This is a genomic window from Actinomadura sp. CNU-125 (genome assembly GCF_001942465.1).
Taxonomy (GTDB): domain Bacteria; phylum Actinomycetota; class Actinomycetes; order Streptosporangiales; family Streptosporangiaceae; genus Spirillospora.
Map to the genome: position 1 here is coordinate 42798 of NZ_MKJY01000111.1, position 14794 is coordinate 57591.

The 14794-nt window shown below is 72.3% G+C and carries 18 protein-coding genes; 3 read left to right on the plus strand and 15 right to left on the minus strand.

Features of this window, described 5'->3' with window-relative positions:
• Positions 1-36 precede the first annotated feature (36 nt).
• Both BJF79_RS14580 and BJF79_RS14585 read left to right on the plus strand, forming a co-directional pair.
• Positions 37-870, plus strand: a complete 834-nt coding sequence (locus tag BJF79_RS14580) for an alpha/beta fold hydrolase (RefSeq protein ID WP_075897899.1) — start codon at positions 37-39, stop codon at positions 868-870.
• Positions 863-1426, plus strand: a complete 564-nt coding sequence (locus tag BJF79_RS14585; protein ID WP_262402002.1) for a TetR/AcrR family transcriptional regulator — start codon at positions 863-865, stop codon at positions 1424-1426. The genes BJF79_RS14580 and BJF79_RS14585 overlap by 8 nt, the downstream gene beginning before the upstream one ends.
• Before the next feature lie 41 nt (positions 1427-1467).
• On the opposite strand, the gene BJF79_RS14590 is transcribed toward BJF79_RS14585, so the two are convergent.
• Positions 1468-2388, minus strand: a complete 921-nt coding sequence (locus BJF79_RS14590; protein ID WP_075897903.1) for a GNAT family N-acetyltransferase — start codon at positions 2386-2388, stop codon at positions 1468-1470.
• 208 nt (positions 2389-2596) lie between these two features.
• Here BJF79_RS14590 and BJF79_RS14595 point away from each other — a divergent pair, with 208 nt between their 5' ends.
• On the plus strand, positions 2597-3256 hold the full coding sequence (locus BJF79_RS14595; protein WP_075897905.1) for a hypothetical protein: 660 nt from the start codon (positions 2597-2599) through the stop codon (positions 3254-3256).
• Between the two features lie 91 nt (positions 3257-3347).
• Here BJF79_RS14595 and BJF79_RS14600 read toward each other — a convergent pair whose 3' ends face one another.
• The 14 genes from BJF79_RS14600 to BJF79_RS14650 all read right to left on the minus strand — a co-directional run bounded on the left by BJF79_RS14600 (position 3348) and on the right by BJF79_RS14650 (position 14781).
• The gene (locus BJF79_RS14600) at positions 3348-4136 is read right to left on the minus strand and encodes a MaoC/PaaZ C-terminal domain-containing protein (protein WP_075897907.1); all 789 of its coding nucleotides are present in this window, start codon (positions 4134-4136) and stop codon (positions 3348-3350) included.
• Entirely contained in the window at positions 4133-5308 is a 1176-nt protein-coding gene (locus BJF79_RS14605; RefSeq protein WP_075897909.1) for a lipid-transfer protein, read from the minus strand. The genes BJF79_RS14600 and BJF79_RS14605 overlap by 4 nt, the downstream gene beginning before the upstream one ends.
• Complete coding sequence (locus tag BJF79_RS14610; RefSeq protein WP_075897911.1) at positions 5305-5703, minus strand: MaoC family dehydratase; 399 nt, start codon at positions 5701-5703, stop codon at positions 5305-5307. Before BJF79_RS14610 ends, BJF79_RS14605 begins: the two co-directional genes overlap by 4 nt.
• Positions 5700-6131: an acyl-CoA dehydrogenase family protein gene (locus tag BJF79_RS59855; RefSeq protein ID WP_262402067.1), complete on the minus strand. Its 432-nt coding sequence runs from the start codon at positions 6129-6131 to the stop codon at positions 5700-5702. Before BJF79_RS59855 ends, BJF79_RS14610 begins: the two co-directional genes overlap by 4 nt.
• Complete coding sequence (locus tag BJF79_RS14615; RefSeq protein ID WP_262402003.1) at positions 6053-6754, minus strand: acyl-CoA dehydrogenase family protein; 702 nt, start codon at positions 6752-6754, stop codon at positions 6053-6055. Before BJF79_RS14615 ends, BJF79_RS59855 begins: the two co-directional genes overlap by 79 nt.
• Positions 6754-7698 (minus strand): bifunctional MaoC family dehydratase N-terminal/OB-fold nucleic acid binding domain-containing protein, encoded by a 945-nt coding sequence (locus tag BJF79_RS14620; RefSeq protein ID WP_262402004.1) that lies wholly within the window; start codon positions 7696-7698, stop codon positions 6754-6756. The genes BJF79_RS14615 and BJF79_RS14620 overlap by 1 nt, the downstream gene beginning before the upstream one ends.
• Entirely contained in the window at positions 7695-8858 is a 1164-nt protein-coding gene (locus BJF79_RS14625; protein WP_075897913.1) for an acyl-CoA dehydrogenase family protein, read from the minus strand. Before BJF79_RS14625 ends, BJF79_RS14620 begins: the two co-directional genes overlap by 4 nt.
• Positions 8859-8873: 15 nt before the next feature.
• Positions 8874-9614, minus strand: a complete 741-nt coding sequence (locus tag BJF79_RS59860) for an AMP-binding enzyme (protein WP_262402005.1) — start codon at positions 9612-9614, stop codon at positions 8874-8876.
• Positions 9611-9901, minus strand: a complete 291-nt coding sequence (locus tag BJF79_RS59865; protein ID WP_262402006.1) for a hypothetical protein — start codon at positions 9899-9901, stop codon at positions 9611-9613. Before BJF79_RS59865 ends, BJF79_RS59860 begins: the two co-directional genes overlap by 4 nt.
• On the minus strand, positions 9853-10578 hold the full coding sequence (locus BJF79_RS59870; protein WP_262402007.1) for an AMP-binding protein: 726 nt from the start codon (positions 10576-10578) through the stop codon (positions 9853-9855). Before BJF79_RS59870 ends, BJF79_RS59865 begins: the two co-directional genes overlap by 49 nt.
• Before the next feature lie 110 nt (positions 10579-10688).
• Positions 10689-11045, minus strand: a complete 357-nt coding sequence (locus BJF79_RS14635; protein ID WP_075897915.1) for a hypothetical protein — start codon at positions 11043-11045, stop codon at positions 10689-10691.
• Between the two features lie 7 nt (positions 11046-11052).
• A complete protein-coding gene (locus BJF79_RS14640; protein WP_075897917.1) occupies positions 11053-11808 on the minus strand; it encodes an ABC transporter ATP-binding protein in 756 nt (251 codons plus the stop codon).
• Entirely contained in the window at positions 11805-12536 is a 732-nt protein-coding gene (locus BJF79_RS14645) for an ABC transporter ATP-binding protein (RefSeq protein ID WP_075897919.1), read from the minus strand. Before BJF79_RS14645 ends, BJF79_RS14640 begins: the two co-directional genes overlap by 4 nt.
• Positions 12523-14781 (minus strand): ABC transporter permease, encoded by a 2259-nt coding sequence (locus BJF79_RS14650; protein WP_075897921.1) that lies wholly within the window; start codon positions 14779-14781, stop codon positions 12523-12525. Before BJF79_RS14650 ends, BJF79_RS14645 begins: the two co-directional genes overlap by 14 nt.
• Between the last annotated feature and the right edge of the window lie 13 nt (positions 14782-14794).

Sequence of the window (14794 nt, forward strand, 5' to 3'; positions counted from 1 at the left end):
TTAGCCTTTAGCTAATCGAGTTAGCCGGAGGATGTCATGACCGAGCACCTGACCGTCGAGGGCGGCACGCTTGCTTACGAGGTCACGGGGACGGGCCCGCTGATCGTGCTCGCGCACGGCATGGGCGACAGCCGGGCGGCCTACCGCGCCGTGATCCCGCGGCTGGTGGCGGAGGGGTTCCGGGTCGCCGCGGTCGACCTGCGGGGCTTCGGCGAGTCCAGCGTCGACTGGCCCGAGTGGAGCCGGGCCGCGGTCGCGGACGACCTGCTCGCTCTCATCCGCGAGCTGGGCGGCCCGGCCGTGCTCGTCGGGCACTCGTTCGCCGGTGGCGCCGCCACGATCGCGGCGGCGCGGGAGCCCTCGCTGGTCACCGCGGTCGTCGAACTCGCGCCGTTCACCCGCAAGCAGTCGATCCGTCTCGGCGATCTGAAGGTGAAGCGCTTCCGGCGCGGGATGCTGCGGCTGCTCGGCGCGGGCACGCTCGGCAGCGTGCCGCTCTGGCGCTCCTACCTCGACGTGGCCTACCCCGGCGCGAAGCCGGACCACTGGGACGAGCGAATCGGCCGTATCGACGCCATGATGCGCGAGCCCGGCCGGATGAAGGCCATGCAGGGCATGGGCCGCAGCGCCCCCACCGACGCGGGTGCCCGGCTCGGCGACGTCCGGTCCCCGGTTCTGGTCGTGATGGGCACGCTCGACCCCGACTGGGCGGACCCGCGGGCCGAGGGGTCGGCGATCGTCGACGCCCTGCCGTCCGGCATCGGCCGCCTGGAGATGATCGAGGGCGCCGGGCACTACCCGCACGACCAGTTCCCCGACCGGGTCGCCTCGCTCATCGCCGGCTTCGCGGCGAAGGCCGCCGGTGCCTAGGGCCGGTCTGGACCCCGCGGCCGTGGTCGCCGCCGGTGCCGCGCTCGCCGACGAGCTGGGCCCGGCCGGGCTCACGATGGGTTCGCTGGCCGAGCGGCTCGGCGTGCGCACCCCGTCCCTGTACAAGCACGTCGGCGGTCTCGACGATCTCAACCGGCGCATCGCGGCCCTGGCGTTGCACGAGGCCGCGGACGCGGTCGGCACGGCGATCCAGGGGTACGCGGGACGGGACGCCCTGGCGGCGGCCGCGCGCGCCTTCCGCGCCTTCGTCGTGGAGCACCCCGGACGGTACGCCGCGTCGATCGGCGTGGAACCGTCCGGCCCGGACGATCCGGTGGCGGAGGGGAGCCGGCGGCTGGTCGACTCGTTCACGGCGGTGCTGCGCGGCTACGACATCGCGGATTCCGACGCGGACCACGCCCTGCGCATGATCCGCAGTCTCTTTCACGGTTTCGCCACGTTGCAGGCGGGCGGCGGGTTCCGGTGGAGCGCCGACGTCGACGAGAGCTTCGAGTGGCTGATCGCCTTCACCGACCGGGGCCTGCGCACCGGTTGAGGCCCACGCGGCGTCCGCCCGGCGGCCTTAGGAGCGGTGGTTCAGGCGACACGCGGGTCGATCCGGCGGGTGAGGGTGTAGCGGGCGGGCGCGAAGCCGTGACCGCGCCAGAAGGCGTCGCCGACCAGGTTCGCGGAGGTCCATTCGGCCCCGCAGGCGCTGAAGCCGCGACCCGCCGCCCAGTCCACCACCCCGGACAGCAGGGCGGTGCCGACCCCCTCGGCCCGGACCGCGGCGGTCACCACCGCGATCCCGATCGTCGCCGCCTTGAGATGGCGGCTGTCGGGATCCGCCACCATCACCCCCACGGGACGTCCTTCCGCCTCGGCGACCAGCACGAGGCGCCGTTCGTCCGCGATGGCCGCGTGCAGGTCGTCCTTGAGCGGGTGCAGGTCGGGCGGAGCGGGCCTGAGGATCGGCGCGGCGGCGTGGAATCGCTGTAGTTCCACGGTGAGGCGGACGATTTCCGCCAGATCGTCCGGACGCGCCTGGCGCATGCGAACCCGCGGCGCGGAGCGGCGCGGCGGCGTCAGGGGACGGAAGCCCTTGATCTGATCGATGCCGAAGCCGAGTTCGACGAGACACGCGATGGTGTCGCGGTGGGCGGCGACCACAACGGTGTGCTCGAAGCAGCCGATGCCGGCCAGGTCCCGGGAGAGGGCCTGGTACAGATGGCGGTAGGTCGAGCGCAGGTCGTCCGGGACGGCCGCGTGGTGCGGCAGGCGGATGCGCCCGAGCGGATCGCCCGGGCCTCTCGCCAGCGTGGCCGCCATGAAGCCGACGAGGACCCCGCCGCGCAGCGCGGCCACCGCCGGGCCCGCGGTGTCCCACCCGTCCAGCTGCGCACGAGCCACGCCGGGGTCGGCCAGGTCCACGGCGGGGGCCGTCGCGTGGGCGGCGGCCAGCAGAGCCGCGGCCCGGTCGACGAAACGGTCCTCGAACGGAACGATGTGGAGCGCCACCGGCTCACCTCGGTTCTCCGATTCCGGGTGCCACCCTAGCCTTCGGCCCTCGGACGCCCGTGGCGATATGCCCGGACGCGTCCGTGCCCTCGGCGGTGCGGCGCCCGTTCACCCGACGGTCATCCGGCGCGTCATTCGCGTCGGCTACCGTGCGGACCCCGCGCGGGCATCGCCGCGCCACGCCCCGAAGCCGAGGAGGGCCACGCCGGTGGCCGATGCCACGTACGTGATCGTGCGGCGCGACGGCGAAGACCTGACGCGCCTCGACCCCGACCCGCTCCGGATCGTGGAACCGCCGGCGGGCTCCCGCCGCCTCGCCGGGATGCTCGTCGTCGCGATGCTGCTCACGGCGGGTGTCGCCTTGTACGTCACGTGGACGGTGTCCCGCGTGGTGCATTCGGAGACGAGCCCGGGGAGCGAGAGCGAGCTGGGCGTCGCGTTGTCCCTTGCCGGGATCTTTCCCGCCGTCGCCGCCACGGCGGGAGCATGGTTCCGCTACCTGCGCGAAGCCGTCGGCCGTACGGGGCGGGCCGATCTCGTCGCGGCGTACGGCGTCCTCTGCGCCGCCGAGCCGAGCCCGCGGTTGGGAACCGTGCGGGGCAGCACGTACGACTCGAACGAGACCTCGCGCGCCTACCGCTGCGCGGTGACGGTACGGCTTGCGGACGGGACGACGCTCCGGGCGCACGAGCACCGGCGTCTCCCCGCACGCACCGCGGACCGGGCGCCGACCCGCTACACCCCGTTGCAGGTGCCCCGGTTCGGGGACACCGTCACCGTGTTCACCGGCCCCGAGGCCGGGGGTATCACCGTCGTGCAGGCCAACCACTCGTGGAGTGCGCTGCGGAAGGCCACCGGTCGGCGCTGACGCGCGGCGCGCGCGTCCGGGCTCGCGCTCTTCGACGCCTTCGCCTCACGCCGATACCGGCCGGGGCGCGGCGGGAGCCGCGCCCCGGCGGTCAAGCGAAGACGGCCCGGCCGCCCGACAGGACGGTGCGGTCTTCAACCGAGGCTTCGAACAGGATCGCGCCGTCGTCCGACCATGTCTCGATCGTCAGCTCGTCGCCCGGGAAGACGGGCGACGCGAAGCGTCCGTCGAGTTCGGACAGGTCCGCTGGGTGCCGCTCGTGGGCTTCCGCGATGGGCAGCGTCACCGCCGCGAGGGTGCACAGGCCGTGCATGAACGGGCGGGGCATTCCGGCCGCTTTGGCCGCTTCGGGGTCGATGTGCATGTGGTGCCGGTCGCCCAGGAGGCGGTAGAGCGCCGCCTGGTTGCCGGTGGTCCGCAGGGTGAGCGTGCGGTCCGGTTCCGTGGACGGGCGTCGCTGCGACGACGGGCCCCGTTCGCCCCCGAAACCGCCCGAGCCGGGCGCGAAGATCGACCAGGTGGCGTCGAAGTACTCGCTCTCGACGACGACCTCGAAGACGGCGGCGCGTCCCTTGTCCCAGACCTCGCCGACGCGGGCCCGCATCTCGACGGTGCCCGCGGACGGCAGGGGCTTGCGGACGCGGAGGCGCTGCGAGCCGTGCACGGCGGTGGACATGTCGAACGCGCCCGCGGGGCCGAGTTCGTCCGGCGCCCACTGCGCGAGGGTGAGCGCGAACGTGGGGAGGACGCGCAGGTTCTTCTCGAAGACGAGGTCGAGCGCGTCCGCGGGCGCCCCGACGGCGAGGGCGTAGAGGATCGCGCGGGTCTCGTCGTGGGTGGTCTCGCGGGTGCCGAGGGTCCGGCCGCGCCAGTCGCTCATCCGTCCGCTCCGAGGATCAGGCCGCTGGTCGGGACGCCGGTGCCGGCGGTGACCAGGACGTTGTGGACGTCGCCGGGCTGGTTCGGCGAGCTGCCGCGCAGGAGCCGGACGCCTTCGGCGATGCCGTTCATACCGTGGATGTACGCCTCGCCGAGCTGGCCGCCGTGGGTGTTGACCGGCAGGCGGGCGCCGACTTCGAGGTTGCCGTCGGCGATGAAGTCCTTGGCCTCGCCCTTGGGGCAGAAGCCGAGCTCTTCGAGCTGGGGCAGGACGAGCGGTGTGAAGTGGTCGTAGAGGATCGCGGCCTGGATGTCGGCGGGGGTCAGCTTGCTCTGCGCGTAGAGCTGGCGGCCGACGAGTCCCATTTCGGGGATGCCGCTGATTTCGGAGCGGTAGTAGCTCGTCATCATGTGCTGGTCGTTGCCGGAGCCCTGCGCGGCGCCCCAGATGAGGGCGGGACGGTGCGGCAGGTCGCGCGCGCGCTGGGCGGACACGACGACGATGGCCTGGCCTCCGTCGCTCTCCTGGCAGCAGTCGAGGAGGCGGAGGGGTTCGGCGATCCAGCGCGACGCCTGGTGGTCTTCGAGGGTGATCGGGCGGCCGTGGAACCACGCGGCGGGGTTCTTCGCCGCGTGCTTGCGGTCGACGACGGCGACGCGGCCGAAGTCCTCGCTGGTCGCGCCGTACTCGTGCATGTACCGCTGGGCGAACATCGCGACCCACTGGGCGGGGGTGTTCAGCCCGTACGGGGTCATCCACGAGTAGGCGGCGCGGTCGGCGCTGACGTCCATCGGACGGTCGGCCTGGCCGAGCCCGTAGCGGACGCCGGACCGTTCGTTGAAGGCGCGGTAGCAGACGACGACGTCGGCGACGCCGGTCGCGACGGCCATCGCGGCCTGCTGGACGGTCCCGCAGGCGGCGCCGCCGCCGTGCCCGATGCGGGAGAAGAACTTCAGCTCGCCGATGCCGAGGTTGCGGGCGATGTGGATCTCGGAGCTGGTGTCGGCGGTGAAGGTGACCATGCCGTCCACGTCGGACGGCTGCAGCCCCGCGTCGGTGATCGCGGCGAGGACGGCCTCGCAGGCGAGGCGCAGTTCGCTGCGGCCGGACTCCTTGGAGAACTCGGTGGCGCCGATGCCCGCGATCGCGGCGGCTCCGGGCAGCACGCTCATGCCTTCTTCCCTTGCAGCTGGACGACGACGGTGCCGGTCACGTGCGGGCCGAGCGCGTTCACGCCCTTGACGGCGATCTCGACGGCGTCGCCGTCGGCGGCCGTGACGGTGCCGGTCAGCCGCATCGTGTCGCCCGGGTAGTTGGGCGCGCCGAGGCGGATCCGGATGGCCTTGACGACGCAGGACGGCCCGGCCCACGCGGTGACGTACCGGTCGACGAGCCCGTTCGTCGTGAGGATGTTCATGAAGACGTCCTTCGAGCCGCGCTCGACCGCGAGGGACGGATCATGGTGGACGTCCTGGTAGTCGCGGCTCGCGAGGGCGGTCGCGACGATCATCGTGCGGGTGAGCGGGACGTCGAGGGGCGGCAGCTCGTCGCCGACGGAGACGTTCACAGCGCGGCCCCCAGGAGTGCGAGGTCGGCGGAGGCGCCGCCGAGGGTGCCGGCGATCTGCTTGCCCCACAGGAAGTAGCGGTGGATCGGGTAGTCGACGTCGACGCCGATGCCGCCGTGCAGGTGCTGGGTGCGGTGCACGACGTTGAGGCCGCCGTCGTCGGACCACCACTTCGCGACGAGCGTCGCCTGCTCGGCGTCCTCGCCCGCGGCGGCGAGGGAGATCGCGTGCCAGAGGCAGACGCGCAGCGCGTCGATCTCGATGTAGGAGTCGGCGAGCTGGTGCTGCACGGCCTGGAAGGTGCCGAGGGGGCGGCCGAACTGCTCGCGGGCGGACAGGTAGTCGGCGGTCATCCGCAGGGCGCCTTCGGCGACGCCGAGCTGGACGGCCGACAGCGCGATCCGCGCGAGCCGCAGCGCGGTGCGCAGGGCGGCGCCGCCGAGGTGCTCGGCGGGCGCGCCGTCGAGGGTGACGGTGCCCGCGATGTCGTGCGTGGTGGTGCGCGCCTGCTCCCAGGTCGTGCCGGACGCGCCGGTGTCGACGGCGAACAGCGCGGGGCCGTCCGGGGTCGTCGCGGACACGAGCATCTTCGACGCGAAGGACGCCGCGGGGACGACGGCCTTCGTCCCGGTGAGCCGCCACGCGCGTCCGTCCCGACGGCTTCGCAGCGGGGTTCGGCCGGGTCGTGCGGGCCGAACTCTTCGAGCGCGAGCGTGTACCGCAGGGTGCCGTCGGCGACCTCGGGCGGGCACGTGCCGTGTTCGGCGAGCGTCAGGCCGGCGACGAGCGCGGGCCAGATCGGGACGGGCGCGACCGTCCGGCCCTGCTCTTCGAGCAGGACGCACAGGCCGGAGACGCCGAGGCCCGCGCCGCCCGCGGATTCGGGGAGCGCGACGCCGAGCAGGCCCGCGGCGGCCAGCTCCTTCCAGAGCGGCTCGTCCACGCCGGTCTCCTCGGCCGCGCGGACGCGCTCGGGGGTCGCGTGGTCGGTGAGGATCTGCCGGGCCAGGTCCCGGACCGCTTCCAGTTCCTCGCCAAGGGTGAAGTCCATCAGCTCTCCTTCGGGCGGAAGATCGGCAGGGACAGGTCGGGGTCGGCGTCGAGCCAGTCGAGGACGACCGGCATGCCGATCTCGACGTCCTCGGGTGCGACGCCCGTCATGTTCGCGATGAGGCGGGTGCCCTCGGCGAGCTCGATCACGGCGACGACCAGCGGATACTCGAACGCCGGGTGGCGCGGGTGATGGTTGACGGTGAACGTGTAGACGTGTCCGTCGCCCGACGACTCGACGGTGTCCCACCGGAACGAGCCGCACTGCGGGCAGGCGGGGCCGGGCGGGTGCCGCAGCGACTTGCAGTCGGCGCAGCGCTGGACGACCAGGCGGTGCTCGCGCGCGGCCTCGAACCAGAACGCGTTGTCGGGGTTGATCGCGGGACGCGGGCGCAGCGGCTTCGGTGCCGGCTTCTCGGCCGGGCGGAAGCGCAGCAGGCGCCACCGCTGGGTCGCCACGATCTCGCCGGACGCGTCCCGGTACGTCCGGATCGTGCTGACGAACCGTCCCGCGCCGAGGCCGGTCTTCTTCTCCGGGGAGATCGACTCGACGCTCTCCTCGACACCGACATGGTCGCCGGGGACGAGTTCGCGGTGGAACTCGAAGTCGGAGTCGGTGGCGACGACCGACGTGTAGCCGCCTTCGGCGAGGAGGTCGGTCAGCTCGTCCATGCCGCCGGGCACGGGCTCGGGGTGGACGTGCGCCGCGTAGCCGCGCATCGTCCACGCCTGCACCATCGACGCGGGCGCGACGATCCCGTCGCGTCCGGTGGCGCGTGCGGCCTCGTCGTCCAGGTAGACCGGGTTGTCGTCCTCCATGGCCTCGACCCAGTGGCGGATCATGGGGACGTTCACCGGGTCCTGGCCGCGCCGCGGCTCGCCGAGCTTGCGGCCGACCCACGCCTGGAGGCGCTCTTCGTAGTCGTTCATCGCGTCGTCGCTCATGCGCGCTTCCCCCGGGGGAGTCCGAGGCCCTGGACGGCGACCATGTCCCGCAGGACCTCGTTGACGCCGCCGCCGAACGTGTTCACGATGCCCTGCCGGGAGAGCTGCTCGATCTGCCCGTGCAGGACGGCGCCGGGCGATTCCGGACGGATCCGGCCCGCGGCCCCGAGCACGTTCGTCAGCGTGCGCTGGACGTCGATGTGCGTCTCCGTCCCGTACGACTTCGCCGCCCCGGCCTGGGCGCCGGTGAGGGTGCCGTGTTCCACGGCCATCGTCATCTTCCAGTTCATCAGCCGCATCGCCTCCAGCTTGGCGTGCGTCCGGGCGAGGTCGCCGCGCACCCACGGGATGTCGATGACGCCCTCGTCGCGCGCCCACGCGGCGACGTCCTCCCAGAGGCGGATCATCCGGCCGCCGAGCGCGGCGAGGCCGATGCGCTCGTGGTTGAGCTGGGTGGTGATGAGGCCCCAGCCGCCGTCGACGTCCCCGACGACGGACGAGGCGGGCACGCGCACCTCGTTGTAGTACGTCGCGGTGACGATCATGCCGCCGACGCACTGGATCGGGCTCCACGAGAACCCGTCGGCGTCGGTCGGCACGATCAGGATCGAGATGCCCTTGTGCTTCGGCGCGTCCGGGTTCGTGCGGGCGGCGAGCCAGACGTGGTCGGCGGTGTTCGCGCCGCTGGTGAAGATCTTGTTGCCGTCGACGACGTAGGTGTCGCCGTCGCGGACCGCGCGGGTGCGCAGGGACGCGAGGTCGGTGCCCGCGTCGGGCTCGGTGTAGCCGATCGCGAAGACGAGGTCGCCCGACAGGATCCCCGGAAGGTATTTCTTCTTCTGCTCGTCCGTGCCGAACCGCATCAGCGTGGGGCCGACGGTGTTGACGGTGACGAACGGGAACGGCAGCCCGGCCCGCTGCACCTCGTCGAAGAAGACGTACTGCTCGGCGGTCGAGCGGCCCTGGCCGCCGTACTCGACCGGCCAGCCGTAGCCGAGCCAGCCGTCGTCGCCGAGCAGCTTGACGATTTCGCGGAACCGGTCGCCGCCGACGCCCTCCTCGCCCGCGCGGCGGCGGACGTCCGGGGGCAGCAGGTTCGCGAAGTACGCCCGGAGTTCGGCCCTCAGTTTCCGATGTTCGGCGGTCTCGCGCAGGTCCATCAGGCGCTCTCTTTCTCAGGGGAGGAAGCGGCGGCGGCCGTTGGCGATGAACTCCTCGCGCAGTGCCGTCTTGTCGTCGTCGGTCATCGGCGCGTAGGCGGGCCCGCCCCGCCCGGTCCAGCGGTACACGGGATCGGTGGTCCGCCAGCCTTCGAGCTGCATCTCCTTCTTGCGCAGCTTGCCGGAGCCCGTGGTCGGCAGGGAGTGCGAGACGCGGACGAACCGGGGCGCGCCCTTCGTGCCCAGATCGTCCTGCGCGGCCAGGAAGGCGCCGAGGTCGAGGTCGTCGAACCCGACGCCCTCGGGGATCTCGATCGCGGCCATCACCTGGTCGCCGGAGCGCGGGTCGGGGACGCCGAACGCGACCGCGTCGACGATCTTGGGGTGGCGGCGGACGACGAGCTGGGTGAGCAGCGCGGAGATGTTCTCGGAGTCGACCCGGATCCAGTCGCCGGAGCGGCCGCCGAAGTACAGGTAGCCGTCGGCGTCGATGTAGCCGAGGTCGCCGGTCCAGTACCAGCCGTGCCGGACGCGTTCGGCGTCGGCCTCCGGGTTGTTGTAGTAGCCCTCGAACTTCGCGGCACCGTCGACGTCGATGATCTCGCCGACGGCCTGCTCGGCGTTGACGACGCGTCCGTGGTCGTCCAGGACGGCGACGTCGCAGGTCTCGCGCGTCTCCGGGTTGACGATCCGGACGCCGCCGTGCATGGGTTTGCCGAACGCGGTGGGCGGCGTGTCGGGGTCCTGCTTGATCATCCCGGCGCTCTCGCTGGAGCCGTAGCCTTCGACGAGGCGGGCGCGAAGCGGCGGCGGAACTCGATCTTGTCCTCGGGGGACGCCTCGGTGCCGAACCCGTGCGTGAGGGTGTTGCCGGAGTCGTCCGGCTGCTCGGGGGTGGCGAGGACGTAGCCGATGGCCTTGCCGACGTAGGTGAAGAACGTCGCGCCGAAGAACCGGACGTCCGGGATGAAACCGGATGCGGAGAACTTCGGCGTCAGGCACACGCAGCCGCCGGCGGCGAGGGTCGGCGCCCACAGCGCCATGAGGCGTTGCCGTGGAACAGCGGCATCGGGCAGTACGAGATCTCGTCGCGCTTGATGTCGTACTTCGCGGAGTTGTTGCGCCCCAGCTCGGCGAGCCGCCCCTGCGAGCAGCGGGCCGCCTTCGACGCGCCCGTCGTCCCGGACGTGAACAGCAGGAGCAGCTGCGTGGCCGGCGTGACGGACGGGTCGGCGGCGGGCTCGGCGCCCGCGTGCGCGGCCACGCGCGACGCGTACGTCCCGTCGTCCACCAGCAGGAACCGGTCGCGGGGGACGCCGATGTCGAGGCCGTCGAGCAGTTTCGCGCCCGCGGCGTCGGTGACGATCAGCTGGAGGTCGGTGTGCCGGACCTCCTGCTCCAGGTAGGCGCCGGTGCGGGTCGGGTTGATGCCGACGATGGTGGCGCCGCCCAGCGCCGCCGCGCCGAGCCACAGGATGTACTCGGGCACGTTGTCGAGCAGGACGCCGATGTGGAACGGACGGTCGGCGCGGCGCAGCTCCCGCGCGAGACCCGCGCGGGCCGCGCCCTCGCGGACGACCTCGTCCCACGTCCACGTCCGGTCGCGGCTGCGCAGGCCGGGACGGTCGTCGCCCAGCCGCGCGAGCAGCAGCCCGGCGATCGTCTCGTCGCGCCCCGGCACCGGCACGACCGCCGCGTGCGCGGGAACTTGCGATGTCATGGGCTCCTCCGTCAGCGCGTTCTCCAACAGGTCGAACGTAATGAGCGGGATGCCCGGACGGTCCGGGCATCCCGCTCACTGGGAGCGACGGGCGCTGCCGCGCCGGGCCGCTAGACCGTCTCGCGCTCCAGCGCGGCGGTCAGCCGGTCCGCCTGGGCCTGCGACTCCATGAGCTGCCGCAGCAGCCACAGCCGCAGGACGCGCGCCAGCACGGCGCCCAGGTACAGCGCGGCGCCCATGACGGTGACCGCCACGAACCCGGTCGCGAGCGTCTGCAGGGAGCCGACGTTGCGGATGTCGTCCTGCTGCAGCGACACGTTGTAGGTGACGAACACTCCGATCACTCCGGTGAGCATCAGCAGCGCCCCGACGATGCGGAGCGCGCCGTCGTTGCGCGACCCGTCCGTCTTGAGCTTCTGCCGTGACACGTCTTCCTTGAACTGCTCGCGTCGTTCCTCGGTCAGCATGGTTCCGTCAACCTCCCAGGTAGTCGCTGGACAGCCGGTCTTCGATCGCGGCGGGCGCGCCTACCGCGACGACCCGTCCGTGGAGCATGAGGGCGGCGGTGTCGGCGATCGGCAGCACCGCGCGGGCGAACTGCTCGGCCACCAGCACCGAGAGGCCGCCCTCGACCAGCTCGGCGACCGTGTCGTACATCTGTGTGACGATCATGGGCGCGAGGCCCATGGACAGCTCGTCGAGCAGCAGCACCGCCGGATCGGTGCCGAGCGCGCGCGACAGCGCCAGCATCTGCTGCTCGCCGCCGGACATCGACCCGGCGAGCTGGTCGCGCCGCTTCGACAGGATCGGGAAGCGGGCGAAGGCCTTCTCCTCGACGTCGGCGCGGCGGGCGCCCGTCCCGGTGGCGAGCCACAGGTTCTCCCGGACGGTCAGGTTCGGGAAGACCCCGCGCCCCTCCGGGATCGAGCACACGCCGAGCCGGGCCGCCTCCTGCGCCGACACGCCGTTGACCCGCCGCCCGGCGAACCGCAGCTCGCCGCCGGACGGGACGTGCAGCCCGCTGCACACCCGCATCGTCGTGGACTTGCCGCCGCCGTTCGGGCCGAGCAGGGCCAGCAGCGAGCCGGGGCGCAGCGCCAGGTCCACGCCGTGCAGGACCTCGATGGCGCCGTAGGCGGCCCGGACGTCCCGCAGTTCGAGCAGCGGCTCGACGCCGGTCGTCGCCTCGGCCTCCGACTCCGTTTTCGTGTCGGTGTCGGTGTCGGTCATGCCGCTTCCTCCGTCCCGATGTAGGCCGCGATGACCTCGGGCGACTCCTTGATCTCGGCCGGGGTGCCGGACGCGATCAGGGCGCCGTAGTCGAGGACGTGGATCGTGGAGCACAGCCCCATGACGAGGGGCAGGTCGTGCTCGACGAGGCAGATCGCCAGGCCCTCGTCCGCGAGGCCGGTGAGCATCGCGGCGAACGCCTCGGTCTCCTGCTCGGTCTGCCCGGAGGCCGGTTCGTCCAGGAGCAGGACGCGCGGTGACGTCATCAGCGCGCGCGCCACCTCCACGACGCGGGCCCGGCCGATCGGGATGTCGGACACCTCACGGTCGGCGATGTCCGCGAGCCCCGTCCGTTCCAGGATCTCGTCCGTGGTCTTGTCCAGGTCGAACCGCTTCCGGCTGCTGCTGCGCAGGATGTCGCCCGCGACGCGGACGTTGTCGCGCACCGACAGCGACAGGAACAGTTCGAGCCGCTGGAAGGTGCGAGCCATGCCGCGCCGCGCGCGCTTGGCCGGGGACAGTTTCGTGATGTCGGTGCCGTCCAGAAGCACCTGCCCGGACGCCGGCTTCTGCAGGCCCGTGATGGTGTTGAACATCGTGGTCTTGCCTGCGCCGTTCGGCCCGATCAGGCCGGTGATCGCGCCTTCGGCGACGGCGAGGCTGACGCCGTCCACGGCGGTGTTGCCGCCGAACTTGACGGTGACGCCGCGGGTCTCAAGCAGTGACACTGGCCTCTCCCTTCTCGACCGGTGCGGGCTCGGCGAACCTGACCGCCCGGACGGTCGCGGGCAGGCCCAGCTCCCGGTCCAGGCGCGCGCGCAGTTCGTCGGTGTACGGCTCGTCCACGCCGAGCAGTTCCGGGGGCGTCGCCCGGTTCTTACCCTCGTCCAGGTACATGCGGCCCACCACCGGCAGGACGAAGACCACGCAGATGGCGACGAGGGAGAACGTCCACACGTTGACGACACCGGTGACGGCGAGGACGTACAGCACCACTCCCAGCGCACCGGCCCCGTACAGGACGGGACGTGCCGTGCGGATCGCGCGGTACCCGTCGGCGATGTCGTGGACGACGCCGCTCGGGTTCTTGCCGACGCCCATCCCGACCAGGGCGGTGCCCACGAGCACGAGGTTGCCGAGCGCCCCGTAGACGTCCGACAGGCCCTCGTGCGACAGGGCGAGGTCGCTGAACGTCGCCACCAGGACCGCCGAGCCGACCCCGGCCATCAGCCCGCCGAACAGGGCGCCGCTGAGGTAGCCGATGCCCGCCACCACGACGAGCATCAGCAGGCTGAGGCTGCCGATGAACGTGAAGTTCTCCTGCGCCACGGTCCCGGTCGCGGCCGACATCAGCACGCCGCCGAGGCCCGCGATCGCGGCGGACAGCATGAAGACGCTCAGCTTCAGCCGGACGAGGTTCTGCCCGAGCATCGCCGACGCCGCCGGGCTGTCCTTCATCGCCGCGAGCCGCCGCCCGTAGCCGCTGCCGCGCAGCGCCGCCAGCCCGATCGCGATCAGCGCGAACAGCACGGTCGCGGTCAGCAGGAACGTCCGCCCGTCGCGCAGGTCGAGCGGGCCGACCTTGGGCGGCGGGACGACCAGCGACCCGTCCGGGAACAGCGTGAACGCCACCCCGAACCATTCGTGCTCCGTGGTGTCGCGCAGCACCATGTTCGACAGGAACTCGCCGAACGCGAGCGTCGCCAGCGCCAGGTACAGGCCGCGCAGCCGGACGGCCGGCAGCGCGACCAGCCCGCCGACCAGCGCCGCCACCGCGACGCCGAGGACGATCCCGTCGATGCCGAGCCGGGCGGCCAGGCCGCTGCCGTTCACGCCGAAGTGGTACGCCACGACCGTCGCGACCGCCGCGAACGACAGCGGCGCGAGGTTCAGCTCGCCCGCGTAGCCGGTCAGGACGGTCAGCGACAGCGCGATGATCGCGAACGTCATGCCGAGCGCGAGCGTGGTGACGCCGCCGTCCGTCAGCAGCAGGCTGTAGAGGAACACGACGCCGACCAGCACCAGCGCCCACACCGCCGCCGAGCGGACGGACGGCGGCCGGTACCGCTCGCGGGTGCGCACGGCCGCGACCCGCAGCCGGTCCTGCGGCAGCACCACCAGGACCACGAACAGCAGGATCATCGGCAGCGACACCCGCAGGTTGCCGGTGATCGCGCTGGCCGACGGGAGGTAGGCCAGCACGTAGTTCGCGATGAGGCCGAGCACCATCGCGCCGACGAACGTGCGGGGGATGCTGCGCAGCCGTCCGAACATCGCCGCCGCGAACGCGTCGATGACCAGCAGGGTCAGCATGTTGGCGTCCAGGCCGCCGCCGCTGATCGGCACGATCAGCACGCCGGCCAGCACCGCCAGCGTGGAGCCGAGCGCCCACGCCGTCATCGCCGCCCGCTCCGGGTCGTGCCCGTTGAGCCGCAGCAGGTCCGGGTCGTCGACCGAGCCGCGCATCACCACGCCCATCCGGGTGCGGGTGAACAGCAGCCGCAGCCCGACGGCGATCGCGACGGCCGCGACCAGGCAGACGATCTCGTGGAACCGGATCACGACCCCGGCGATCGTGATCTTCGATCCGGCGCCGAAGAACATCTCCACGGTGTACGGCTCGTCCGGATCCCAGAGCCACTGCGCCAGATAGACCGTTCCAAGGAGCACCGCCACCGTCACGATGATCTTCGTGACGTCCGCGGTGCCGCGCAGCCCCTTCATGATCGCCGCGTGCAGCGCCGCGCCCATCATCGGGCCGACCACGCCGACCACGGCGACCAGCGCCAGCCACGTCGGCCAGCCCCACTGCGTGAACTGCCAGTAAAGGAACGTTCCGAACATCGCCTGCGCGCCGTGCGCGAAGTTGAAGATGCCCGAGGTGTTGTACGTCAGCACGAGGCCCGAAGCGGCGATGGAGTACACCGCGCCGAGCACGAGCCCGAGGATCGTGTAGGTGAGGAACGTCGTCATGTTTCACCCGTCA